The following is a 24,082-nucleotide window of genomic DNA, read 5'->3' as shown; positions in this document are numbered from 1 at the left end:
CGCGAACGGGGACCGAGGTCAGGCGCCGACGCGTGCCCGCCACGCGAGGAAGGGCACGGCGGGCGACCTGCCGTCCATGTACCGCCACGGCATCTCGGTGGGGGCCTTGCGCACCATCCGGAACATGGCGCGGGCCGCCGCGTCCTCCCCGGCCAGCGCGAACGCCATCGCGAAGGTGTTGATGCCCACGGCCCAGTCGCCGCGCCGGGCGAACGCCGGATGGTGCACCGAGCGCGCGCCCGCCTCGTGCAGGGCGCGCACCACGTGCGGGGCGTGCAGGACGGTGGAGTCCGGATCGCCGCCGGCCTCCATCCAGTCCTCCAGGTGGGCCTGTGCGACGAGTTGTCCCAGGCCGCTGCCCTCGGGGGCGGCGAGTGCCGACCTCCTGGCGAACGCGTGCATCCGCTCCTGGCTGCCGCCCCACTTGGCGCACAGCTGCTGGAGGTGCTGGCGGTGGGCGGCCACATGGCCCGGCGCCCGGCGGCACACGGCCTCGAACCGGCGCTCGGCCGCCTCCTGCCCGACCCCCAGACCGCGGCCGCTGACCTGGAGGAAGTACCAGGGCGCGGCCCAGGACGGCTCGCGCTCGGCCACCTCGTACAGCTGCTCCTCGGCGACCAGCAGCCGCTCGCGGAAGACCTTCCACTGCTCCGCGGAGACGTGGGCGCCGCTCGCCCGGCCGCGCGCCTGCCAGGCCCACTCCACGTGCCGGGCGCCGGAGACCAGCAGCGCCAGGGTGTCGCCGGGGTCGGCGTCGGCCACCTCGCGCGTCCACTGCTCGACCTGGGCGATGTCCCCGACGCCCTCGACCAGGAACGTCAGGTCCTCGTCGCCGTCGGCCGCCGCCAGGTGGGCGCGCAGCACCGGCCACCGCTCGGCGCCGCCCTGGGCGGCCTGCCTCATCTCCGCCAGCCGCGGATCGCCGAAGGCGCGGTCCACGGCCGCACCCCTTCCGCGCGGCCGCAGCGCGTACGCGTGCCCCTCCGGTTGGCGTACCTGCAACAGCCTCCGCCACGCCATCTGCCGCCCCCTTGTCGCGTGCTCCCCAAAGGCTTGGATATCACGCCGGACCGACAGCGGGCCGCCGGGGCTACTTGTAGACCTTGCCCGCCTGCGGGGTGCCGGGCGCGAGGAGCTGCTTGACGGTGACGAAGGTGTAGCCGCGGGCCTGGAGGGTGGAGATGATCGGGGCGATCGAGGCGACCGTGCCGTTGTAGCCCTTGTTCGTCTTGTCGACCAGGTCGTGCAGCAGGATGATCCCGTCCGGCTTGGCCGACTTGAGTATCCGGGACGCTATGAGCTTGGAGTCGGTGGTCCGGTAGTCGGCCCCGTCGGAGTTCCAGACGACCTCGGACATGCCGAGCTGCTTGACGATCTTGGTGACCTTGCTGCTGGTCCGGCCCTGCGGCGGGCGCAGCAGGGTGGGCGTGACCCCGGCGACCTTCTGCACCGCGTCCCGTCCCTGGGTGATCTCCTTGCGGATCTCGGAGGAGCTGATCTTCGTGAGGATCTGGTGGCTCCAGGTGAGGGTCTCCACCTCGTGTCCCTGCGCGACCATGTCCCGCACCATCTGCGGGTGCTTCATCACGTGGTTCTTGCCGAGCGTGAAGAAGGTCGCGTGCACGTGGTACTTGCTGAGGATGCCCAGGATCTGCGGGGTGCGCACGCTCGGTCCCGCGTCGAAGGTGATCGCTATGCACTTGACCTTGCGGCAGTCCACGCTGCCTTTCGCGCCGCTGGCGAACGCGGCGGCCCCGGTCGTCGCCAGGTGCTTGCGCGCTGCGGCCGGGGAGGTGGCGTCGTAGCCGTTGCACCCGGTCAGGGTGAAGGCCATGGTGGCGGCCGCCAGCAGCGTGGTCAGCGCGCGGGCTCGGCGCGCTGTGGTCGTGCGCATGCGGGAACTCCCCCTCGTCGTGTCGGCAGGCCCGCTCGGGCGCGCCCACTCCTCACTATACACAGAGGGTATACACGCGGTACCTACTTATCCACCGGTTCCGCCGAGCCGCGCGCCGGGCGTCGCGCACAGCGTTCTCCCAGGATTCTCCCAGCCGGGCTCGAACGACCTTTCGGCGGCCCCACGGGAGTGCGCCCGCCCGACCCACCGGTTTCCGTTATCCGCCCCCCGGTGCCGCCGTCTCCTGTGCGAACGGGCCGTGCCGGTGCGGGACGTGGGAGGCGGCCGATGGGGGCCGGGGTCGGAGCCAGGAGCGGGCGCGGGCGTCGGCGCAGGCGTGGCAGGCGGCACGGCGCCGCGTGGTCGGCGGCGGTGATCGCCGTCGCCGGCGTGTGCCTGGCGGTGTACGTCGTCGCGGGCGGCGGCGGTCGCGAACTCCCGGGCGGGCGCGGGCGTACGGCATCCGCCTCCCCTCCCGCCCCCGCGACCGCGGCACACGGCGGTGCGGTGCCGGGCGGTGCGGTGCCGGGCGGTGCGGTGCCGGGCGGTGCGGTGCCGACGGCGTCAACCCCGACCGCCTCCCCGCTGCCGCCGTCGCCGTCCGGACCGGGGCGCGCCGCCCGTACGCGTCCGACCGCCCGATGACAATGCGACGGGCCTCCTCACCGGCAAGGGCGAAGCGGGGGCGCCGGATCGCCTTCGGGGCGAGCTGAACCGGCCCGCCGATGGCGGGTTTTGGGCCGTTTGCCTGACTTGCTCCCACCGGGGTCGCTGACATGGGGTCGGATGATATGACGCCCCGTCAGGCGCTCGAACATCCGCACATCTGTGCGCCACGAAGGTGACTTGTAGGGCGAATCGGGCGTTGGCGGGGGTTGGATGATGTACTCCGGCTCCGGGTTTGCGAGGATCGTCGCGATGACTGCCGCCCTCCCGGACGCGACCACCCAGCGTCCCAGCCAAGACGACCGGGGCCCTCGCCGGCACCGGCGGCCGCGCCGCACCGCGAAGCGGGTGGCCGTCGCCGTGTCGGTGACGGCCCTCGGCCTCGCCCTGCTCGGCGCCGGCTACGTGGCCACCGACCACTACGGCACGGCCTCCACCGACAACCGCGACGCGGCCGCCCGCTCCGCCGCCGGCACCGCCGCGCGCGTCGCGGGCAGTGCCTCGCCGTCGTCCGACCCGATGCCCCTGGCCATCCCCGGGCTCGGTCCCAGGACGCGCGCGAAGATCCCGGCGAACAGCCGGCAGGTGCTGGTGGCCTCGGGGCGGGCCAAGAACTCCTCGGACTCCCTGGTGACGCTCTGGTCCAGACGCTCCGACGGCCACTGGCAGCCCGGCGCGACCTGGACGGCGCACAACGCCAAGGACGGCTGGACCGCCGACCACCACGCCGGCGACCTGCACAGCCCGATCGGCGTGTTCACCCTCCACGACGCGGGCGGGTTCGACGCCGACCCGGGCACCAAGCTCCCGTACGACCACTCGTCGAGCTTCCACGCCGGCGGGGTCGGCTTCGACGGCGAGACCCTGGACGAGGCGTTCGACTACGTCATCGCGATCGACTACAACCGGGTTCCCGGCACCTCCCCGCTCGACGGCACCCAGCCGCTCGGCGCGAGCAAGGGCGGCGGCATCTGGGTGCACGTCGACCACGGCGGCCCCACGCACGGCTGCGTCAGCATCGCGGCCTCCCATATGGTGACGCTGCTGCGCACCCTGCTGCCCGCCGACCACCCGGTGATCGTGATGGGCGACGGCCAGTCCCTGGCCGCCTGACGGCACGCCTCCACCGTGCCGGCGGCCGGGTCCGCCCGCGCCGCCGGCGCCGTCCCCCGTTTGTGCCCGTTGCCCCCTCCCGCTCCGGGGCGTTACCCCTGCGGGAGCGCGCCGGCCGGTCGGTGCGGGCCGGCTCCGGCGGCAGCCGTACGGGTGTCCGCCGTCGGCCGATGTCACGAATCCCTGCCCGCGCGGGTCTTCATGGTGAGACCCCTGCGGGGCGGTACACGTGCAACGGAGGCCAGAATGCCAGAGACTTCAGCGGTGCGGACGCTGCCTGCGGCCGAACGCTCCGGCGAGCTCGCCGACTTCGGTAGGCGCTGGGCCGAGGCGGAGCGGCGCGGCGACGTCGCCGCTCTCGACGCCCTGCTCACCGACGACTTCACCGCGGTCGGCCCGCAGGGCTTCGTGCTGGGCAAGGCGCAGTGGCTCGACCGGTACGCGTCGGGCGCGCTGGTGCACGACGACTTCACCTGGACCGAGGTGACGCTGCGTCAGTACGGGAGCTGCGCCGTGGCGGTGGGCGTCCAGCGCCAGCAGAGTGTCTTCGACGGGCGCGACGCGGACGCCGGCTTCCGGATCACCCAGACCCTCGTGGAGGTGGACGGCCGCTGGCAGCTCGCAGCCGTCCACCTCAGCCCGACCGGTGCGTGACCGGCCGGGCCGTCGGGATTCGGTGTGTCCGCGCGGTCAGCCGCGCGGCAGCACCGTCGACTGGACGCCGGTCAGGCCGGTCCAGTCGTTGGACGCGATCGAGGCGTGGGCCGCGGCCAGTTGGGCGACCCGGGCCTGCGCGTCCGCGGCCGTGGGGGCGGTGTCGTCCAGCGTCGGCGGCACGTTCTGCGCGTCGGTCATGATCAGCAGGTAGTGGTGGGTGTCGTACCAACTGGTGTCGATGCTGCCGTTCAGATACGTCGCCGCGTCACCGTCGAAGACCACGAACCAGGGGCGGATCGAGGCGTCGGAGTAGCGCGTCCGCGGGTCGCCGGCCGCCGCGTTGTGCACCGCGGGGAAGATGTTGGCCTGCGACAGCTTGCCCTGGCTCTGCAGGCCGGCCAGGTAGTCGGCGTACTCCTGGTCGGTCCACAGCGAGTCGGTGGGGTTGGACTCCTCGACGGTGCCGGGGATGACCTCCAGCAGGACCTTGCCCGCGAGCTGCTGCCGGGTCGGCCAGTTGCCCGCGCTCGCCGCCGCGTCCAGGGAGGCGTACTTGCTGCCGTCGGACTTCGTCAGCAGGTCGGACGGCTTGTAGACGAGGCTGCCCAGGTGGTCGGTGATCGACTGGTCCAGCTTCGCCGGGCTCATCCCGTACGTCGTCTGGAAACCGGCCTTCATCTCCAGCTTGATGATCAGCGGGCCGTGGCCGGGGTGCGCGCCGAGCCACACCCGCACGTCGTCGAGGCAGCTCTCCAGGTCCTTGTTGGCGCCGCCGGTGTACAGGTCGGCCGCGGACGAGGCGTTCACGCAGTTGTTGCTGTTGCCCAGCGGGTTGGAGTGGCTGACCTTCCACTCCTTGGTGACGAAGTCGTCCCAGACGTCCAGTTCGATCATCGACGTCCCGGTGTCCAGCGACTGCGCGAGGTAGCTGAACTCGCTCGGGTCGTAGGTGTTGTGCAGCCCGGAGCCGGTGGTGCCGGAGAACGGCAGCGAGTCGGTGTCGGCGGCGGAGGCGGCTCCGCCGCCGGCGCCCGCGACGGTGAAGGCGAGGCACAGCGTCGATGCGCCCAGTAGCGCGGCGCGAATACGTAGGGAAGCTCGGCGGATCAACCGAACGGTCACGTGTCCTCCTGTGGGGGTGTCGCTCCGCCCAGACGGTGCCCGCGGGCCATGAATCGACGGAGACATGACAGGTAACACGATCTGTCGTCCCGCTGTCACCTCCCCCACCTCCACTGTCGGCCAAGGGAGTTCGGCCCTACGCGCACCGCGACGAGGGTGTGGGGGGTGATGGTGTGTCAAGGGTGCCGAGGTGGTGGGGGCGGTCGCGCGGCTCAGCTCGCGCCGAGCAGGCGCAGCACCGCGGCCGTGGCCGCCGCCGCGACGACGACCACCGCGAACGGGGCGCGGCGCCAGGCGAAGAGCCCGCCGACCGCCACTCCCGCCGTGCGCGCGGCGCCGGCGAAGCCGTGCCCCTGTGTCAGGGCGGAGGTGGCCACCAGGGCGGCCAGCAGCACGACCACGGCGACGGCCATGAGCCGTTCGAAGCGGGCCGGAAGGGTGATCCGCGAGCGCAACACCGGCCCGGCGAAGCGGAACGCGAAGGTGCCCGCTCCCAATGCGGCGGTCGTGGCCAGGAGTTCGGTGCTCATCGGCTGGGCCTCGGCTCGGTGGGGGCGGCGTCGGCGGGGGCGTTTGCGGGTGCGTGCTCCGTATCCGCCTCGGCGCCGTACGGCAGGCCCGCGGCGACCCCGGCGAGGGCGAGCAGGACCGGCAGCCCGGCGGGCAGGAAGGGCGTGGTGGCCAGCGCGATCACCACCCCGGCGAAGGCCGCGCGGCGGTTGCCGGGCCGGTCCAGGGAAGGCAGCAGCAGGGCGAGCAGCACCGCGGGGAAGGCCGCGTCGAGCCCGAAGGCGTCGGTGTCGCCGACCGCCCGCCCGCCGAACGCGCCCGCCGCCACCCCGAGGTTCCAGGCGGCGAACAGGCCCGCCCCGCACAGCCAGTACGCCGTACGCCGCCGGGCCGGGGTGCGCTGTGCGAGGGTGAACGCCACCGTCTCGTCGACCATCACATGGCTGCCCAGCAGCCGGCGCAGCGGCCCGGTGCCGTCGAGCACGTCGCCGACCGCGAAGCCGAACGGCACATGCCGGACATTGACCAGCAGGCCCGCCGCGAGCGCCGCCAGCGGGTTGCCCCCGGCGCCGACGATCCCGACGAAGAGGAACTGCGCCGCCCCCGCGAACACCACCACGGACATCAGCATCGGCAGCCACAGCGGCAGGCCCAGGCCCACCGTGATCGCGCCGAAGGACGCGCCGACCAGCGCGTCGGCCACGCAGACCAGCGCGATGTCGCGCAGCAGGCCCGCCAGCTCCTTGTCCCGGGTTCGCCATATCGAACGGATCACCGTATAGAATGAACATAAGAAAGCTGCGTTCGTCAAGTCGAACGACACGACTTCTCCACCGAACGACGGCGGAGTGACGGCCGAACGACGATCGACGCCCGAAGGAACTGGAGCCACCCGGTATGACGACGGAGGACAGACCCCGCGGCGGCCCGCCGATCGCCGCCATCGCCGCGTCCCTTCAACACCAGCGCCGCCGCGCCGGGCTCTCGCTGGCCGAGGCCGCACGCCGCGCCGGCATCGCCAAGTCCACGCTCTCCCAGCTGGAGTCCGGCACCGGCAACCCCAGCGTGGAGACGCTGTGGGCGCTCAGCGTGGCCCTCGACGTGCCCTTCGCCCAACTGGTCGACCCGCCTCCGCCCCGGGTCCAGGTGATCCGCGCCGGCGAGGGTCCCACCTTCGCCGCCGAACACTCCTCCTACGTCGCCACGCTCCTGGCGTCCTGCCCGCCGCACGCCCGCCGGGACATCTACGTCGTCTCCGCGCAGACCGGCAGCGACCGCGAGTCCGAGCCGCACATGCCCGGCGTGGTCGAGCACGTGGTGCTGAGCACCGGCCGCGCGATGGTCGGCATCACCGACGACCCGGTCGAACTGCACCCCGGCGACTACGTCAGCTACCCCGGGGACGTGCCGCACGTCTTCCGCGCCCTCGAACCCGGGACCGTCGCGGTGCTGCTGTCCGAGCACAGCTGACCCGGCCCGCGGCGCAGTACGGTGTCCGCGCCCCAGGACGCGTACGAGTGCGAGGAGTTCCGCGCGATGCCGCAGCCGCCCGTACCGCCCGTACCGCCCGTACGGCAGGTGCCGCCCGAACCGACGGCGCCGTCGGTACGCACCGAGCGCTCGGGCCCGGTCACCACCGTGGTGCTGTCGCGGCCCCACGCGCGCAACGCCGTCGACCGGCCCACCGCGCAGGCGCTCGCGGACGCGTTCCGGGCGTTCGACGCCGACCCGGAGGCGGCCGTCGCCGTGCTGTGGGGCGAGGGCGGGACCTTCTGCGCGGGCGCCGACCTCAAGGCCGTGGGCACCGCGCGCGGCAACCGGCTGGCGGCCGACGGCGACGGACCGATGGGCCCCACCCGACTGCGGCTGGGCAAGCCGGTGATCGCCGCCATCGCGGGCCACGCGGTCGCGGGCGGGCTGGAGTTGGCGCTCTGGTGCGACCTGCGGGTGGTCGAGCAGGACGCCGTCCTCGGGGTGTTCTGCCGCCGGTGGGGCGTGCCGCTGATCGACGGCGGGACCGTACGGCTGCCGCGGCTGATCGGCGCCGGCCGGGCGATGGACCTGGTCCTCACCGGACGCCCGGTCGACGCGGCCGAGGCCCACGCCATCGGCCTGGCCGACCGGCTGGTCCCGGTCGGCACCTCCCGCGCCGCCGCCGAACAACTGGCCGCGCGGATCGCCGCCTTCCCGCAGACCTGCCTGCGCGAGGACCGGATGTCCCTGCTGGAGCAGGAAGGGCAGACCGAACAGCATGCGCTGGCGGGGGAGTTCGCCCACGGGCAGGTCTCGCTCGCCGAAATGGCCGCAGGGGTCGCCCGGTTCGCGGCCGGCGAGGGGCGGCACGGCGGCTTCGACGGATAGGAGGCCGCGCCCGACTCGTCGGCGTCGGCCGTACGATCCGCCGAGGACTGTTTAGGCTGGCCGTATGAAGGAGTGGGAACTCAAGAAGCTGCACATCCTCCGCGCCCTGCACGACGCGGGCACCGTCACGGCCGCCGCGGCCGCCCTGCGGATGACGCCGTCGGCGGTGTCGCAGCAGCTCGCCGTGCTCTCCAAGCAGATAGGGACACCCGTCGTCGAGGCGCACGGCCGCGGGGTGCGGCTGACCGGCGCGGCACACGTCCTGCTCCGCCACGCCGAGGTGGTATTCGCCCAACTGGAGCGCGCGGGCGCGGAGTTGGAGGGGTACGCACGCGGTGACGCCGGGCTGGTGACGATCGGCACCATCGCCACCGCGATCAGCCGGCTCGTGGTGCCGGCCGCGGAACTGCTGCGCCGCTCGGCGCCCGCCGTCACCGTGTCGGTGCGGGAGGTCGAGGCGGCGGCGGTCTTCGAGGAGCTGGCGGCGGGCGCGGTGGACGTCGCGGTGTCCCTCGCGGTCGACGCGCCGACCGCCCGCGATCCGAGGTTCACGGTCTTCCCGCTGCTCACCGACCCGCTGGACATCGCGCTGCCGATCGGCCACCCGCTGGCCGCCGAACCCGGGCTGCGGCTGGCCGCGCTCGCCGAGGAGCCGTGGATCTTCGGCAGCGCCGGGCCGTGGCGCACCCTGACCCTCGCGGCCTGTGCCGACGCCGGGTTCGTGCCGGAGCAGGCGCACGCCGCCTCCGACTGGCCGGCGATCTTCTCGCTGGTGTCGGCGGGCCTGGGGATCGCGCTCGTGCCGCAGATGGCGGCCGTCGGCGGGTGGCGGCGGGAGGTGGCGGTGCGGCCGCTGGACGTGGACCGGCCGGTGCGCAGGATCGTGGCGGCGGTCCGCGCCGGCACGGAGGACGCGGCGCTGGTGCGGCGGGCGATGGGCGCGTTGCGGCACGCCGCCGAGCTGGACCCCGCTGTGAAGCTGAGCTGAACGGAATGTTCAAAAACTATCGCTGGAGTTGAAGTGTCGGAGGGGGGAAGAGTAGGGGCAGGAAAAGGGGCAAGGGAGGACCGGCGAGGAGGAGGGGTTCGGGTGGGTACGGAATCGGGAACGGCGGCCGCCGGTGTGGCCGCGGGCGCGGCTGCGGGGGCGGGGGACGCGGGGACGGGAGCGGAAGCGGCCTTCACCGCGCTGACCGGCTTCACCGGGGACGCGCTGCCGTACGGCGGGGGGAATCCCTTCGCGGACTACCGGCGGGCCGAGCTGCCCTTCACCGGGCTGGCGGAGCTGACCGACCGCAGGCTCGGGGCAGGGGTGGTCGCGGCCAATGACGAGTTCTTCGCCGAGCGGGAGAATCTGCTCCTGCCCGGGCCCGCCGTCTTCGACCCCGAGCGGTTCGGACACAAGGGCAAGGTGATGGACGGCTGGGAGACCCGCAGGCGCCGGGGCCGCTCCGCGTCGGCCCCGCACCCGGAACCGGAGGACCACGACTGGGCGGTGGTGCGGCTCGCGGTGCCCGGGGTGGTCCGCGGCGTCGTGGTGGACACCGCGCACTTCCGCGGCAACTACCCGCGGTCCGTCTCGGTGGAAGCCGCCGCGCTCTCCCCGTCGGCGGGCGCCGAGGAGGTGGCGGACCCGTCGGTGGCATGGACCGCGCTGGTGCCGCGCACCCCGGTCGGCGGCCACGCGGAGAACGCCTTCGCGATCCGCCGGGAGCGGCGCTTCACCCACCTGAGGCTGCGTCAGTATCCGGACGGCGGTGTCGCCCGGCTGCGGGTGTACGGCGAGGTGGTGGCCGACCCCGCCTGGCTGGCCGCCCTCGGCACCTTCGACCTGGTCGCCCTGGAACACGGCGGCACGGTCCGGAACGCCTCGGACCGCTTCTACTCGCCGCCCGAGCACACCATCCTGCCGGGTCGCTCCCGGCGGATGGACGACGGCTGGGAGACCCGGCGCCGCCGCGACCACGGCCACGACTGGATCGAGTACCGCCTGGCCGAGCAGGGCGTGATCCGGGCGATAGAGATCGACACCGCCTACCTGAAGGGCAATGCGGCCGGCTGGGCCACGCTGTCCCTGCGGGACGGGGCGGACGGCCCGTGGCTGCCGCTGCTCGACCGGGTCCGGCTGCACCCCGACACCGTGCACCGGTTCGTCGTCGAGGACGGTACCGCCGCTGTCCCGGGCGGCGCCCCGGCCGGTATCCAGGTCGGCGCTCCGGCCACGGACGCCCGGATCGAGATCTTCCCCGACGGGGGCATATCCCGGCTGCGGCTGTACGGCTCGCTGACGGCGCAGGGCGCGGCGCGGCTGGCGGCGCGGGCGGCAGCGATCGCCTGAACCGGCGGTGGCGGCGGGGCGTCCGGCGGCCGGGCATCTGGCGGTCGGGCGGTTGGCGGCTGCGTTGGGGACCTGTCGGCTCGGCGTCGGGCGGTTCGGGGCGAGGTGTCGGCCGGGCGGACGGGAGCCGGTGGTGCGGCTCCCGTGCGCGCCGGGCGTCAGGTCAGGTCACTGCGCGCCGAAGCGCGCCAGCAGTTCGGTGCGGCCGAAGACGCGGGCCGTCTCGATCGCGGACGGCGTGCCCGCGGCCGGGTCGGCGCCGGCCTCCACCAGGGCGCTGATCACGTCCTGCTCGCCCTTGAACACCGCACCGGCGAGCGGGGTCTGACCGCGGTCGTTGATCCGGTCGACGTCGGCGCCGCGCTGGATGAGGGCGAGCACCGTCGAGGCGTGGCCGTGGTAGGCGGCGAGCATGACGAGGCTGTCGCCGCGGTCGTTCGTCAGGTCGGCCGGCACCCCGGCGTCGACATAGGCGGCGAGCTTGTCGGTGTCGCCCTGCCGGGCCAGGTCGAAGACCTGAGCGGCGAGTTGGAGCACCTCCGGGTCGTGCGCGGGCTCGCCGGGCGGCTCGGAGGGGGAGGCGGGGTCAGGGCTGGACTCGGTCATGCCACCACCCTACGCAGGGCAGCGTCCGCTGAAGAAAGAGATCACCACATGCCGTGTCGGGGTGTCACCGACCTTGATGTCCAAGGGCACGCAGGCGCGGCCGTCACCGGCGACGAAGAACGCACCGTGAAAGGAGGTGGGGGAGCCCGGGCACGCGTGGAAGGAGACCGCGGGCGCGGGAGCGGAGCCGTACTCGCCGCCGAACTCCAGCCCGGCGCGGGCCCGCTGCTCGGCGCCGACCGTGACCGTGACGCTGGCGCCCGCATGGAGCAGGGTGTCGATGCGGTAGTGCCAGCCGCCGGAGTTCTGCCGGCCGAGGTCGCGCTGCTCGCCGTCGGCCAGGTCGCCCAGGCCCTGCCAGGTCAGGGGGCCGACAGCGATGTCGGAGCCGGCGGGCGCCGTGGTGGGGTCGGCGGTGCCCGAGGGCGTGGTGCCCGGGTGGGCGGTAACCGAGGGATCGGCGGTCGGGGAGGCGGAGGCGGAGGTGGACGCGGAGGTGGTCGACGATGTGGACGGGGAGGCGGCGCGGGTGGAGGGCGGGGAGTGCGGGGAACGGGAGGTGGGCGCGGTCGTGGGGGAGCCGGCCGGATGGGTGGTGCGGCGCGGTGGGGAGGGGGAGTTGTCGGGCGGGAGGAAGCCGTCGACGCACTCCACCGGCCGGGGGTGCTCGATGCTCCCGACGGGTGGCGGCGCGGATGCGGCGGAGGGCGAAGCGGTGGCGGTGGCATGCGGGTGGGTGCCGAAGGAGCAGCCGGCGAGCAGCATGAGCGCCCCGCCCACGGCTCCGCCCACCCGTAACGCTCGTCCTGACATGAGCATCACTCCTCAATCAGGACGGTACGTGCTCAATCCAGCGGCGACCAGACCGCCAGTTGGCGGACCGGCGCGGGGTCGCCGGAGACCCGGAGGGTGCCGCTGTTCCACGGGACCCGCCGGTAGAGGCAGAGCAGCAACTCCCCGGCGGACCCGGTGAGGCAGGCGTCGGGCGCGGGCCCGTCGCCCGGGCCGACCCGGACCGCGGAGGCGCCGGTGGCGTCGAGGATCAGTGTCCAGGCCGGGCCCTCGGTGGAGACGAGGGCGACCCGGGCGGGGGCGTGCGGCCAGCCGTCCATGGTGCCGAAGCCGACCTGGAGGAGTTCGTCCACCGCGTCCAACGCCAGGGCCGGGGGCAGCGGTTCGGGGGCGCCGGCGGCGTCCTGCGCGTCGCGGGCGTGCACGGCGGCCTCCTGCACCTGGTGGCGGGCGACGGTGCCGGCCGTCGCCGGGCGCCCCGGCGCCGCCCACCACGTCCAGCACTCCCGGTCCGGGCCGGCCGCCCGCAGCGCGTCCAGCAGCGCGGTGGTGGCGCGGGCCGACCACGCCGAGAGCTCGCCGGGCGGGAGGAGGGCGCCGTCTTGGGCCGAGGCCGGGTCCGTGGTCGGGTCGGGGTGCGGGTCCGGCGGGCGGGTGGCCGGGCCCGCGGTGACGGCCGCCGCCCAGAAGCGCTGCACCTGGCCGACGTGTGCCACCAGGTCGCGGACCGTCCAGTCCGGGCACCCCGGCACCCGGGCCCGCGCGTCGGCGGCCTCCGCCGCCTTCCGCAGCGCGGCCGACCGGTCCGCCACCAGTTCCAGCCAGTCGGAGAAGCGCAGCACCGGGAAGTCCCCGGCGGGAGGGATGTGGAAGGGCGTCATGGGCACCGTTGTAGCAGCGGGCGGCGACAGCGGGGGCGGGTCCGGGGATCGGAGCGTTTTACCGGCATTGCGGCAGATTTGCCCAAGACTGTACGGTGCGGGCTCTGTTCAGCGGGCCGCTGAGGATGTTCCATGGTCGTCACACGGCCGCCGTGCGGAAGGCGGCCGCCCGCGCCCGGATGAGGTGGCCTTGGCCAGGACCGCGACGACCGTGACGACCGATACGACCGCGACGACCGTGCGGCGCGCCACCGTGCGCATCCCCGCCGCCCCGCTGGGCCCGGAGAACCCGCTGCCCGCGCTCGGCGAGCGCGGCCAACCGCATCGCCTCGACCCCGAGCAGCGCCAGGCGCTGCCCCCGGACATGGCCCGGCAGATCGGATACGCCCCGCTGCGCACCGTGCTGCCGGTGCGGGTCCTCGACGGGTACGGCCGGGACCGGGCGCCGGTCGAACTCGACGCCCTCGTCGTCGAGAACGACCGGTTGCGCGCCACCGTGCTGCCCGGGCTCGGCGGCCGGCTGTACTCGCTGCTGCACAAGCCCACCGGCCGCGAACTGCTCTACCGCAACCCGGTGTTCCAGCCCGCGGACTTCGCGCTGGCCGGCGCCTGGTTCTCCGGCGGCGTGGAGTGGAACCTGGGTGCCACCGGGCACGCCGCCCACACCTGCGCGCCGCTGCACGCCGCCCGGGTCACCGCGCCCGACGGCGGCGAGATGCTGCGGCTGTGGGAGTGGGAGCGGCTGCGCGACCTGCCGTTCCAGGTCGACCTGTGGCTGCCGGCCGGCTCGGACTTCCTCTACGTCGGCGTGCGGGTCCGCAATCCGCACGACCGGACCGTGCCGCTGTACTGGTGGTCCAACACGGCCGTGCCCGAGACCCCCGACACCCGGGTGCTGGTTCCGGCGGACGCGGCCTGGCAGTTCGACTACCACCGCGCCCTCACCCGCGTGCCGGTGCCGCGCGCCCACGAAGCCCCCGGCGGCCCGGGCGCGCCGGACAGCGCCGACCTCACCTACCCGACCCGGTTCGAGCACGCCGCCGACCACTTCTTCGACATCGCGGACGAGGACCGCCGCTGGATCGCCGCGCTCGACGGGCAGGGCCGCGGCCTGGTGCAGACGTCGACCGACCGGCTGCGCGGGCGCAAGCTGTTCCGCTGGGGCCGCGGCCGCGGCGGCCGCCGCTGGCAGGAGTGGCTCACCGAGCCCGGCACCGGCGGCTACCTGGAGATCCAGGCCGGCCTGGCCCGCACCCAGCTCGAACACCTGCCGATGGCCGCCGAGTCCGAGGTGAGCTGGCTGGAGGCGTACGGGCCGCTCGCCGCCGACCCGGCACACGTGCACGGCGCCGACTGGCCCGCCGCCCGCGCGGCCGCCGCCACCGCCCTGGAGGAGGCCCTGCCCCGGGCCGCCCTGGACGCCGCCCGCACCGCCTGGCTCACCCGCGCCGACACCGACCCCGACCCCGCCGACGTGCTGGCCACCGGCTCCGGCTGGGGCGCCCTCGAAGTCGAGCGCGGCCGCCACCCGCTGCCCGGCACCCCGTTCCCGCCCGCCACCCTCGGTGCCGCCCAGCAGCCCTGGCTCGAACTGCTCCTGTCCGGCGTCTTCCCCCGCCCCACCGCCGACCCCGTGCCCGGCCCCACCCTGGTCTCGCCCGACTGGCGCGAGCTGCTGGAAGCCGCCGACACCTACCCCGGCAACGAGTGGTACCGCGACTACCACCTCGGCATCGCGCAGTGGGCCGCCGGCGACCGCGCCCAGGCCGTCCGCAGCTGGGAGCGCTCGCTCGCCGCGCACCCCTCCCCGTGGACGCTGCGCGCCCTGGCCGTCGCCGACGCCGCCGCCGACCGGACCGAGCAGGCCGCGCAGCGGTACGCGGCCGGGTACGACGCGCTGGCCGACGCCCTCGCCGACTCCGGCTGGCCCTCCGCGCACACCGCCCTGCGCGCCTACGCGCTGGAGGCCGTGCCGGTGCTGCTCGCCGCCTCCCGCGCCGAGGACGCCGCGCGCATCCTGGACCGCCCGGTCCCCGGCCCCGACGGGCAGGCCGCGCCCGCGCCGCTGGAAGGCGGGCGGGCGCGGCTGCTGCGGGCCCGTACCGCGCTCGCCCAGGGCGACCCGGCCCGGGCCCGCGCCCTGCTCGACGAGGGCGTGGCCGTCGACGACCTCGCCGAGGGCGACGAAGTGCTCAGCGACACCTGGTACGCGGTCGCCGAGGCGCTGCTCGCCCACGACGCCGCCGACGACGGCAGCGCCCCGCAGGACGCGCGCGCCCGGGCCCGCCGCGAGCACCCGCTGCCGGCCGCGTACGACTTCCGGATGCGCCCGCAGGAGCCGCCGGCCGCCCACCGCTGACGGCGGGCGGCCGGTCAGCCGCCCGCGGTGAGCAGGGCCGCCCGCTCCTGGGCGGTCAGCTCGCCGGGGGCGCGGCGCTCCCGCGCGGCGCGGTTCGCGGCGTGCTGGAGCGCCTCGTTGACCGGCACAGGTACCCCGAAGCGGCGGCCGAGCAGCACGATCTCGCCGTTGAGGTAGTCCGACTCGATCGACCCGGTGCCGCGCGCCAGGCTCTGCCAGGTCGAACTGGGCTTGGCCGAAGGGGACTCCACCCGGTCCCCGCGGGTGCGCGCCTGCTGCTCGGTGCCGATGTACGCGATCCCCGCCGCGGCCAGGACCGCCGCGCCCTCGGCCCGGGCCCGCGCGGTCAGCTCGCGGCCCGCGTCCTGGCCGGCGCCGGCGCCGGCGTCGGAGCCGAGCACCGCGTCCACCGCGTTGCCGAGGTTCGACAGCAGCTTGGCGTACTTCCAGGCCATCACGTCCTCGGTGACCGGTGCCGCGAAGCCCGCGGCCGTCAGGTCGGCGGCGATCGCCCGTACGGTCGCGTCGCTGCCCGAGGGGTAGCGGCCCAGGTGCAGCATCCCGGTCAGCGGTGCGCACAGCGCGCTGACCACGCCCGGTTCGAGGAACGTCGCGGGCAGCCAGACGCACGCGCCGTAGACGCGGCCGAACCGGCGCAGCGCCAAGCGCTCGTTCTCCACGCCGTTCTGCGCGCACACCACGGCGGGCCCGGCGCCCGGGCCGCCGCCCGCCGTGCCCTCGCCGTACGCGCCCCAGGTCTCCAGGACGGCGGGGGTGTCCTGGGTCTTGACGCCGAGCACGAGCACGTCGTCGTCCCGCGCGGTCAGCTCGGCCGGGCCCTGGACCGCGGGGATCGGCAACCTCCGCTCCCCGTCGGCCAGTTCGAGCCGCAGTCCGTGCGCGCGGACGGCCGCCAGGTGCGCGCCGCGGGCCACGAGCACCACCTCGTGGCCGCTGTCGAAGAGCCGTCCGCCGATGGCGCCGCCGATCGCGCCCGCGCCGATCATGATGTATCGCATGGCTGAAACCCTGGACGTCCCGGGCGCCCGGCACAACTCCCGCCCCGACCGCAGGCGGCTTGCGCCCGCTGCCTCCCGCCGCGAGCGCCCGCCCGGCGCCTCGTGGCCACGGCCCGGGCCGGAACGGAAAACCGTTGGCCCAAGTCCCGCCGCGCCCCGCAGAGTTGGGGCGCGGGCCGGGGCTCGGCCCGCGTTCCCGTGGACACCGAAGGGGGCACCACCATGTCCACCCTGCGCGTCACCGCCGAGCGGCTGACCGTCCTCCACCACCCGAACGCCGACGCGCTGGAGCTGGCGCAGGTGGGCCTGTACCGCGCGGTGGTCGCCAAGGGGGCCTACCGCACAGGGGAGTTCGCGGTCTACATACCCGAGCAGGCGGTGCTGCCCGGTCCGCTCGTCGACGAACTCGGCCTGACCGGGCGGCTGGCCGGGTCGGGGAGGAACCGGGTACGGGCGGTGCGGCTGCGCGGCGAGCTGTCGCAGGGCATCGTCTGCCGGCCGGGCGCCCTCGACGGTGTCGACCTGGCGCGCGCCGCGGCCGACGGCACGGACTTCGCCGACGCGTTGGGCGTCGTCAAGTGGACGCCGCCGGTGCCGGTCTCGATGAGCGGCGACGTGGACGCCGCGCCCGACCTGCTGCCGTGGACCGACATCGAGAACCTCAAGCGCTACCCGGGCGTCTTCGCCCCCGGCGACCTGGTCACCGTCACCGAGAAGCTGCACGGCACCGCCTGCTGCCTGACCTACCACGCCGCCTCGGGCAGCGTGCAGGTCACCTCCAAGGGCCTGGGTGCCCGCGGCCTCGCGCTGCGCGAGGCGGACGGCAACCTCTACTGGCGCGCGGTGCGCGGGCACGATCTGCCGGCCGTGGCCGCGGCACTGGCCGCCCGGCTGGGCGCGGACCGGATCGGGATCTACGGCGAGGTCTACGGCAAGGGGGTGCAGGACCTCGACTACGGCGCGCACGCGGGCACCGGGTGTCCCGCCTTCGCCGCGTTCGACGTGTGCGCGGATACCGGCGGGCAGCTCAGCTGGCACGACCCGGCCGACCTGACGGTCGGCGAACTGCCCGTCGTACCGAGGCTGTTCCACGGCCCGTTCGACCTCGACCGGGTGCTCGCGCTGGCCGCGGGTCCCGAGACGGTCTCCGGCCGCGGCCTGCACATCCGCGAGGGCGTGGTGGTCCGCACCGCTGACGGCAAGTACAGCCCCGACGTCGGTGGCCGGGCCGTCGCCAAGGTCGTCGGCGACGCCTACCTGACCCGCAAGGGCGGCACCGAGTACGAGTGAGGGCACGCCCCCCGAAGGGCCGGGCCGGCGATCCGGCCCTTCGGGTGTTTCCGCGCACGGTCGGCATGCTCCGCCCCCGGCTGGGTACGCGCCGGGTTCAGCCACTTGCAGACACCGAGCGCGGACGCGGCGAGAGGAAGCACGACGATGACCGACATGAACCCCAACGGCGCCCTGCCCCCGGCCCAGCGGGCCCTGCACGAGATCTCGCACGGCAGCGAGAACGTGATCGCCCTGAGCACCCTCGCGGTCAGCGAGGTGCTGCTGCCGGTGCCCGGCGCCGAGGAACAGCCGCCGCCGGCCGGCGCGGAGGCGGCAGAACCGCCCCGCGAGATCCAGCTGCCGGTCTACGAGCAGGAGGACGGCCGCCAGCTCGTCCCGGTCTTCACCTCGGAGACCCGGATGGCCGAGGCGCTGCCCGCCACCCGCCGCTACCGGCTGGTCCAGCTCGCCGTCCTCAGCGGCGCCTGGCCCTCCGACGACCTGATCCTGTCCATCGACACCGGCAACGAGGACGCGCTGAGCATCTCCGGGGAGGGCGTGCGCGCGCTCGCCGGCCTCGTCGCCGGGAACTGAGCCCCCGCGGGTACGGCCCCGGCGCTCCACCCGCCGGGGCCGTACCCGCATCAGGACCGCGCGGCCCTCTACCCGCACCGAGCGCGTCCGGCACGGCTGCGCTCAGGCCCGGTACGCGGCTGGGCTCAGGCCCGGTAGACGACCAGGCCCCGCGGTGCCTTGTCGAGCAGCACCTCACCGGGGGCCGCCGCCACCTCCCCGTCGCAGGCCAGGTGCACCCCCTCGCCCGGCACCCGCACCCGCAGCCGCGGGACGACCACCGCGGTGTACACCGGCGACGAGGTCAGCGCCCCGGTCAGGGCGGCGCCCAGCATCCGGGTCCGGGCGAACGGCCCGCCGTCCACCATCCGCACGTCCAGCATCCCGTCGGCCAGCTCCCGCCGCCGCACCGGCGCCGGGCCCCAGCTGGCATAGCGGCAGTTGCCCGCGAAGAGCAGCCACACCGAGCGCCGCCGCCCGTTCACCACCACCTCGACCGGCTCGCAGGTGCGCAGCACGTGCACCGCCGCCAGCACGCTCGCCGGCCAGCTGCCCACCCGCCGCGACCAGCGCTCCCTGACCCGTACCAGGTCCGGGTAGGCGCCGATGCTGAAGGTGTTCAGGAACGGCGCCGCAGCACCGTCCACCCCGGTGCTGCGGGCCACGTCCACCCGCGAGGCCCGGCCGGTGCGCACCGCCGCCGCGGTCAGCTCGACCGACAGCAGCCCCAGGTCCGCGGCGAAGTGGTTGCGGGTGCCGCCGGGGAAGACCGCCAGCGGCAGCCGGTGTCGCAGCGCGACCGCGGCCGCCTCGCGTACGGTGCCGTCGCCGCCGCACACCCCCAGCGCGCCGCCGTCCCGCACCGCCGCCTCGGCCGCCCGCTCCAGCAGCTCGACCAGGTCGTCGTCCTCCGTGCACTCCGCGACGGCCGCCCCGGGCAGCGCGGCGGCGATCCGCCGCGCCGGGGTGGTCAGCAGCGGCGGCGGGCCCGACGCGGTGTTGGCCACCACGTGCAGGCCCCGCCCCTCCGCCAGCCGCGGCGCCTGCGCGGGCGCTCCCGCCGACGGCCGCCGCTGGACCGGCAGCAGCCTGCGTACCAGCAGCGCCGCGCCGACGCCCAGCGCGGCGCCGGCCACCACGTCGCTCGGGTAGTGCACGCCGGTGTAGACGCGGGAGAACGCCACGCTCGCCGCGACCGGCGCCACCGCCGCGCCCCACGCGCCGGACTGCGCCGCCACCCCAGCCGCGAACGCCGCCGCGGAGGCGGCGTGCCCGGACGGGAAGGACGTAGTGACCGGCTGCCGCTGCAACTGCCGGATCACCGGCACCGCGTCCAGCAGCGGCCGCGCCCTGCGCACCGCGCCCTTGCCCACCGTGTTCACCGCCAGTGAGGCCAGCGCCAGCGAGCCCATCCCGCGCAGCGCCGCCTTGCGGCCGTTCAGCCCGCCCACCGCCGCCATGCCCGCCGCCAGCCCGCACCACAGCCGCCCGTGGTTCGCCAGCCGGCTCAGCCGGGGCAGCACGGGCTCCGCGCCCGGCCAGCGCCGGCCGGCCACGGCGGCGAACAGTTCCCGGTCCCAGTCCTTCCACGGATACGTCATGCGGCTCGGCTACCCCGGCCCGGCCCGCCCGCACCTGCCGTCCGGCTGGTGGCTGACCGCCGTCCGACGGGCGGTGAACCCCGAAACGGGGGAAGGTGGGGCACAGGGGGGGGCTGTTTTCCACGCCTGGAGGGTGCGCGATGCCGTGGGCCGACGGGACGAGACCCGATCCGGGGCTGCCGGTGCCCGGGTACTGGGCGGCGCGCGTGGCCGCGGCGGCCGCCGGGACGGAGCCGGTCGGAGGCGGCCCGGACCTGCTGGCCGCGGCCGACGGGTACTGGGCACGGCGCGCGCTGCCCGGCGGCGCGGCCCACCTGCTGGCCGCGCCGGGCGCCGAGCAACTGCTGCTCGCGGTGCTCGCGGCGAGCGAGGGCGACCCGGTGCTGGCCCGCCCCGCCGCGGCCTGGCAGCCCCCGGTGGCGCGGCTGCTCGGCCGCCGCGTGCACACCGTGCCCACGGCCGCCGAGGGCGGCGGCGTCCCCGACCCGGTCGCGCTGCTGGAGACCGTACGGCGGGCCCGGGCGCGCGGCGCGGACCCGCGGCTGCTGGTGCTGTCGGCCGCGGACGACCCGACCGGCACCGTCACCGCGCCCGAGCTGCTCCACGAGACGTGCGAGGCCGCCGCGGAGGCGGGCCTGCTGATCGTGTCCGACGAGACGTACTCCGACACGCTGCACCACCGCGAGACGGTCCTGCTCAGCCCGGCCGAGATGCTGCCCGAGCACACGGTGGTGCTCACCGACCTCGGCGCGACGCTGGTGCCCGCGGACTTCCCGGCCGCGCTGGCCCGCTTCCCCGGCACCGCGCACGGCACGTCCTGGCGGCGGCGCGCCGCGGAGGTGCTGGCCGGCCTGCGCGCGGTGCTGCCCGCGCCGGTCGCCGCCGCGACCGCGTACGTGCTGGGCGAGCCGGCCGAGGTCGCCGGCCGGGCCGCCGCCGCGAACCGGCTGCACGCGCGCACGGCGGCGGCCGCGTACCGGGCGATCACCGAGGCCGGGGCGTCCTGCCGCCCGCCGCGCGCCGGCTGGCAGCTCTACCCGACGGCCGGTCCGGCCGGCCCCGAGGCGGCCCGGCGGGTGGAGGAGTTCCTCACCGGCGCGCTGGGCCGTCCTGTGCCCGGCGGCCACCGCTTCGGCGACGACCCGCAGGAGCCGCGGGCCAGGATCGGCACCGGGGTGCTGCTCGGCGCCACCGAGGACGAGCGGCGCGCCGCGCTGGCCGCCGCCGACCCGGTCGCGGTGCCGCACGTCGCGGCCGGACTGGCCGCGCTGACCGACGCGTTCACCGCGCTGACCGGCCTGGGCGCGGTCAGCGGTTCGGCCGACACCGGATCGCGGGGCGGTGGGGCCTGACATACGTTCGGCAGAAGCGTTCCGGCCAGGCGGGGGAGCGAGGGAGCCCAGATGAGCGACCAGCGCGCGTCCGCCCCGACCGCGCCCGCGGCCACCGGCGCCCCCCGCCCGGACGGCGCCCCCCTCCCCGACAGCGCCCCCGGCCCGGACGGCGCGCCCGGCAGCGGCGGCCGGCTCGCCTCCGGCCGGCCGCGCGCCGCCGACGCGCCCGAGCCGTCCGCCCGGCCCCGCCGCTGGCCGGCCACCTTCGTCGACCGCCTCTCCGAACCGCTCCCGGCGACCGGCATCCGCGACATCGCCCGGCTGGTCCGCGAGTGCGCGGCCCGCCCGCCCGCGCACACCCTCAAGGACGTGCCCCTGCTGCCGGTCGCGCCCGCCCCGCTGCCCGCCGCCGGGCCCGGCACGGTCAGCGTGACCTGGGCCGGGCACGCCAGCTGGGTGATCCGGATCGGCGGGCTGACGGTGCTCACCGACCCCGTCTGGTCCCGCCGCATCCCCGGCACCCCCCGCCGCATCACCCCGGTCGGCGTGCCGTGGCGGGCGCTCCCGCCGATCGACGCGGTCGTCATCAGCCACAACCACTACGACCACCTCGACGCGCCCACCGTCAAACGGCTGCCGCGCTCCACGCCCTGCTACGTGCCGGCCGGGCTCGGCAGCTGGTTCCGGCGCCGCGGCTTCCACCGCGTCACCGAACTGGACTGGTGGGAGGGCACCTGGCTGCGCGGGGTGCGGTTCGACTTCGTGCCCGCGCACCACTGGAGCCGCCGCACCCTGACCGACACCTGCCGGACGCTGTGGGGCGGGTGGGTGCTCACCGACGCCGACGGGCACCGCGTGTACTTCGCCGGGGACACCGGATACGGCGCCTACTTCGCCGAGATCGCCCGGGTGCACCCCGGCATCGACCTCGCGCTGCTGCCGATCGGCGCGTACACGCCCCGCTGGATGCTGCGGCCGGTGCACACCGACCCCGACGAGGCGGTGCAGGCGTACCTCGACCTCGGCGCGGCCGCGATGGCCCCGATGCACTGGGCGACGTTCCTGCTCTCCGGCGAGCCGCCCCTCGAACCGCTCACCCGGCTGCGCGCCGCGTGGACCTCCGCCGGGCTGCCGCGCGAGGCGCTGTGGGACCTGCCGATCGGCGCGTCCCGCGTGCTGGTGCCCTGACCCCCGGGCCGTCAGCGCGTCAGGGCGCCGTACGCGGCTGCTCCGGCCGGTCGGCCGTACCCGCCCGGCGGACCTTCCGCACCCGCCCGGTGACCGCGGGCCCGGCCGCGATCAGGATCGTCAGCGCCACCGCCAGCACCACGCCCTGCCACGGCTTGTCGAAGAGCGACCCGCCGAGTATCCCGATGAGCTGGTAGGCCGCCGCCCACGCCAGGCACGCCGGGATGTCGCCGCGCACGAAGCGGCGCAGCGGCATCTGCGCCAGCAGGCACGCCACCATCACCGGGATGCGCCCGGCCGGCACCAGCCGGGACAGCACCAGCACCGCCGCCCCGTGCCGGTCGAGCTGCCGCTCCGCCCGCTCCAGCGTGCCCTGTTCGGCGCGCCGCTGGAGCCGGTGCAGCCAGCGCGAGCCGTTGCGCGACCGCACCCCGCGCAGCCCCAGCCAGTACAGCGCCACATCGCCGAGGAACGCCGCGACCGACGCCACCGCGAAGACGAAGGCGAGCGCGACCGGTTCGGTCTGGTGGAAGGCGACCACCGCCGCTCCCGACACCAGCGCGCCGGTCGGCACCACGGGCACCAGCGAGCCGAGCACGATCAGCAGGAACAGCGACGGGTAGCCGACCGCCGACTGGGTGCCCTGCGACGCCGCCGGGTGCGCGGCCGGATGAGCCGCCGCCGCGGCCAGCAGGCCCATCATCCGCCGGCCCCCTGCCCGGCCCGGCCCAGGTCCGCGACCCGCACGCTCTGCCCGTGCGCCGGGCGGTGCACCGCCACCCCGGGCGCGAGTTCGGCGGCGAACCGCTCGAACTCCGCACCGGGCGCGTGGAACTCGTGCGGCCGCACCGCGTCCATGCCGATCGGCCAGTAGGTGCCGTAGTGCACCGGCACCGCCGTGCGCGGCGCCAGTTCGGCCAGCGCGCGCGCCGCCCGCTCGGCGTTCAGGTGCCCGGTGCCCAGGAACGGCCCCCAACCGCCCACCGGCAGCAGCGCGATGTCGCACGGTCCGACCGCGTCGGCCATGCCGTCGAACAGCCCGGTGTCGCCGGCGAAGTACGTCCGCGCCTCCCCGGCCACCACGTATCCGAGCGGCGCGGCGCGCTGCGGCCCGTACGGCAGCCGCCGCCCGTCGTGCGCGGCCGGCACCGCGCGCACCGTCAGGCCGCCGAACTCCACCGCCTCGCCGGCCACCACCTCCACCAGCCGCAGCCGGTCCCGTACCCGCCGCAGCGCCGGCACCGCGGCCCGCGCGCCGCGCGGCAGCAGCACGGTGGTGCCCGGCGCGAGCCGCGCCAGCGAGCCGACGTGCAGGTGGTCGGCGTGCAGATGGGACACCAGCACCACGTCGGCCCGGGCGGCCGCGGGGGTGGGCAGTGCGCCGCGCCGCCGGCGCAGGTGCGCCAACCGCCGTACGAACAGCGGGTCGGTGAGCACCCGGACGCCCGAGTCCTGGACGGTCACCGTGGCGTGCCCCCACCATGTGATCTCCACCACCACGCCGCCACGCCCTTCCCGCCGCTCACGGCACCGACCGGCCACCCGGCCCGGCCGTCCGCGGGTCCGCCCGCCTCTTCGGTGCCGGGGCCGTCCGACCTCGAGCGTATGCCCTGGCCGCCCCGGCCCGCCCGCCGCCACCCGATGACGCCCGCTGCCGCCTGCTGCCACGTGCTGCCACCTGCTGAGACCTGCCGCCACCTGCCCGCCGTCGGCTGTCCACAGGCCCGAACCGGGCAGACCGGCGGATATGGCAGTCTGGTCGGGTGCCTCAGCCGGGAGAGAGTCGGAGACGGGCC

23 protein-coding genes are annotated in these 24,082 nt (G+C 75.8%); 11 read left to right on the top strand and 12 right to left on the bottom strand.

Annotated features, from left to right (window positions below):
* Positions 1-18 precede the first annotated feature (18 nt).
* Together WA788_RS18735 and WA788_RS18730 are read right to left on the bottom strand one after the other, a co-directional pair.
* Positions 19-939: a hypothetical protein gene (locus tag WA788_RS18735; RefSeq protein WP_335978719.1), complete on the bottom strand. Its 921-nt coding sequence runs from the start codon at positions 937-939 to the stop codon at positions 19-21.
* Positions 940-1,090: 151 nt separating this feature from the next.
* The gene (locus WA788_RS18730; RefSeq protein WP_335978717.1) at positions 1,091-1,894 is read right to left on the bottom strand and encodes a polysaccharide deacetylase family protein; all 804 of its coding nucleotides are present in this window, start codon (positions 1,892-1,894) and stop codon (positions 1,091-1,093) included.
* Positions 1,895-2,812: 918 nt separating this feature from the next.
* Between WA788_RS18730 and WA788_RS18725 the strand changes: the two genes are divergently transcribed.
* Positions 2,813-3,673, top strand: a complete 861-nt coding sequence (locus tag WA788_RS18725) for a L,D-transpeptidase family protein (protein ID WP_335978715.1) — start codon at positions 2,813-2,815, stop codon at positions 3,671-3,673.
* Positions 3,674-3,919: 246 nt separating this feature from the next.
* Positions 3,920-4,327, top strand: a complete 408-nt coding sequence (locus WA788_RS18720; RefSeq protein WP_335978714.1) for a nuclear transport factor 2 family protein — start codon at positions 3,920-3,922, stop codon at positions 4,325-4,327.
* Positions 4,328-4,363: 36 nt separating this feature from the next.
* On the opposite strand, the gene WA788_RS18715 is transcribed toward WA788_RS18720, so the two are convergent.
* The 3 genes from WA788_RS18715 to WA788_RS18705 form a co-directional block, all read right to left on the bottom strand.
* On the bottom strand, positions 4,364-5,452 hold the full coding sequence (locus tag WA788_RS18715; protein ID WP_335978713.1) for a phosphatidylinositol-specific phospholipase C domain-containing protein: 1,089 nt from the start codon (positions 5,450-5,452) through the stop codon (positions 4,364-4,366).
* 212 nt (positions 5,453-5,664) lie between these two features.
* On the bottom strand, positions 5,665-5,982 hold the full coding sequence (locus WA788_RS18710; protein WP_335978710.1) for an AzlD domain-containing protein: 318 nt from the start codon (positions 5,980-5,982) through the stop codon (positions 5,665-5,667).
* Positions 5,979-6,737, bottom strand: a complete 759-nt coding sequence (locus WA788_RS18705) for an AzlC family ABC transporter permease (protein WP_443034059.1) — start codon at positions 6,735-6,737, stop codon at positions 5,979-5,981. The genes WA788_RS18710 and WA788_RS18705 overlap by 4 nt, the downstream gene beginning before the upstream one ends.
* A 122-nt stretch (positions 6,738-6,859) precedes the next feature.
* Between WA788_RS18705 and WA788_RS18700 the strand changes: the two genes are divergently transcribed.
* The 4 genes from WA788_RS18700 (at position 6,860) to alc (ending at position 10,661) form a co-directional block, all read left to right on the top strand.
* A complete protein-coding gene (locus tag WA788_RS18700; protein ID WP_335978708.1) occupies positions 6,860-7,432 on the top strand; it encodes a helix-turn-helix domain-containing protein in 573 nt (190 codons plus the stop codon).
* 21 nt (positions 7,433-7,453) lie between these two features.
* Positions 7,454-8,323 (top strand): crotonase/enoyl-CoA hydratase family protein, encoded by an 870-nt coding sequence (locus WA788_RS18695; protein ID WP_335978707.1) that lies wholly within the window; start codon positions 7,454-7,456, stop codon positions 8,321-8,323.
* 64 nt (positions 8,324-8,387) lie between these two features.
* Entirely contained in the window at positions 8,388-9,311 is a 924-nt protein-coding gene (locus WA788_RS18690; RefSeq protein ID WP_335978705.1) for a LysR family transcriptional regulator, read from the top strand.
* Between the two features lie 201 nt (positions 9,312-9,512).
* Positions 9,513-10,661 (top strand): allantoicase, encoded by a 1,149-nt coding sequence (gene alc, locus WA788_RS18685; protein WP_335978839.1) that lies wholly within the window; start codon positions 9,513-9,515, stop codon positions 10,659-10,661.
* Between the two features lie 168 nt (positions 10,662-10,829).
* On the opposite strand, the gene WA788_RS18680 is transcribed toward alc, so the two are convergent.
* Genes WA788_RS18680 through WA788_RS18670 form a run of 3 tightly spaced genes read right to left on the bottom strand, consistent with a single transcriptional unit; the run spans position 10,830 to position 12,940 of the window.
* Positions 10,830-11,267, bottom strand: coding sequence for an ankyrin repeat domain-containing protein (locus tag WA788_RS18680; protein ID WP_335978703.1), 438 nt, complete (start codon positions 11,265-11,267; stop codon positions 10,830-10,832).
* Positions 11,268-11,276: 9 nt separating this feature from the next.
* Positions 11,277-12,080 carry a hypothetical protein gene (locus tag WA788_RS18675; RefSeq protein ID WP_335978701.1) on the bottom strand — a complete coding sequence of 268 codons (804 nt, stop codon included), beginning with the start codon at positions 12,078-12,080 and terminating at the stop codon, positions 11,277-11,279.
* Positions 12,081-12,112: 32 nt separating this feature from the next.
* On the bottom strand, positions 12,113-12,940 hold the full coding sequence (locus WA788_RS18670) for a maleylpyruvate isomerase family mycothiol-dependent enzyme (protein WP_335978699.1): 828 nt from the start codon (positions 12,938-12,940) through the stop codon (positions 12,113-12,115).
* Positions 12,941-13,151: 211 nt separating this feature from the next.
* On the opposite strand from WA788_RS18670, the gene WA788_RS18665 reads away from it, so the two are divergent.
* Positions 13,152-15,299, top strand: a complete 2,148-nt coding sequence (locus WA788_RS18665) for a DUF5107 domain-containing protein (RefSeq protein WP_335978697.1) — start codon at positions 13,152-13,154, stop codon at positions 15,297-15,299.
* A 14-nt stretch (positions 15,300-15,313) separates the two neighbouring features.
* Here WA788_RS18665 and WA788_RS18660 read toward each other — a convergent pair whose 3' ends face one another.
* Positions 15,314-16,318, bottom strand: coding sequence for a ketopantoate reductase family protein (locus WA788_RS18660; RefSeq protein WP_335978695.1), 1,005 nt, complete (start codon positions 16,316-16,318; stop codon positions 15,314-15,316).
* A 222-nt stretch (positions 16,319-16,540) separates the two neighbouring features.
* Between WA788_RS18660 and WA788_RS18655 the strand changes: the two genes are divergently transcribed.
* Together WA788_RS18655 and WA788_RS18650 are read left to right on the top strand one after the other, a co-directional pair.
* On the top strand, positions 16,541-17,608 hold the full coding sequence (locus WA788_RS18655) for an RNA ligase (ATP) (protein WP_335978693.1): 1,068 nt from the start codon (positions 16,541-16,543) through the stop codon (positions 17,606-17,608).
* 147 nt (positions 17,609-17,755) lie between these two features.
* Entirely contained in the window at positions 17,756-18,184 is a 429-nt protein-coding gene (locus WA788_RS18650) for an SseB family protein (protein ID WP_335978691.1), read from the top strand.
* A gap of 125 nt (positions 18,185-18,309) precedes the next feature.
* On the opposite strand, the gene WA788_RS18645 is transcribed toward WA788_RS18650, so the two are convergent.
* The gene (locus WA788_RS18645; RefSeq protein WP_335978689.1) at positions 18,310-19,764 is read right to left on the bottom strand and encodes a phosphatase PAP2 family protein; all 1,455 of its coding nucleotides are present in this window, start codon (positions 19,762-19,764) and stop codon (positions 18,310-18,312) included.
* Positions 19,765-19,904: 140 nt separating this feature from the next.
* Here WA788_RS18645 and WA788_RS18640 point away from each other — a divergent pair, with 140 nt between their 5' ends.
* The gene (locus tag WA788_RS18640) at positions 19,905-21,116 is read left to right on the top strand and encodes an aminotransferase class I/II-fold pyridoxal phosphate-dependent enzyme (RefSeq protein ID WP_335978687.1); all 1,212 of its coding nucleotides are present in this window, start codon (positions 19,905-19,907) and stop codon (positions 21,114-21,116) included.
* Positions 21,117-21,167: 51 nt separating this feature from the next.
* The gene (locus tag WA788_RS18635; RefSeq protein WP_335978685.1) at positions 21,168-22,286 is read left to right on the top strand and encodes an MBL fold metallo-hydrolase; all 1,119 of its coding nucleotides are present in this window, start codon (positions 21,168-21,170) and stop codon (positions 22,284-22,286) included.
* A gap of 19 nt (positions 22,287-22,305) precedes the next feature.
* Here WA788_RS18635 and WA788_RS18630 read toward each other — a convergent pair whose 3' ends face one another.
* Together WA788_RS18630 and WA788_RS18625 are read right to left on the bottom strand one after the other, a co-directional pair.
* Positions 22,306-22,986, bottom strand: coding sequence for a DedA family protein (locus tag WA788_RS18630; protein ID WP_335978838.1), 681 nt, complete (start codon positions 22,984-22,986; stop codon positions 22,306-22,308).
* A complete protein-coding gene (locus WA788_RS18625; protein ID WP_335978683.1) occupies positions 22,986-23,786 on the bottom strand; it encodes an MBL fold metallo-hydrolase in 801 nt (266 codons plus the stop codon). The genes WA788_RS18630 and WA788_RS18625 overlap by 1 nt, the downstream gene beginning before the upstream one ends.
* Positions 23,787-24,082 lie beyond the last annotated feature (296 nt).

Origin of the sequence: Streptomyces sp. CA2R106, from assembly GCF_037034245.1 — a bacterium.
GTDB lineage: Bacteria > Actinomycetota > Actinomycetes > Streptomycetales > Streptomycetaceae > Actinacidiphila.
This window is presented reverse-complemented; position numbering and strand designations above follow the sequence as displayed.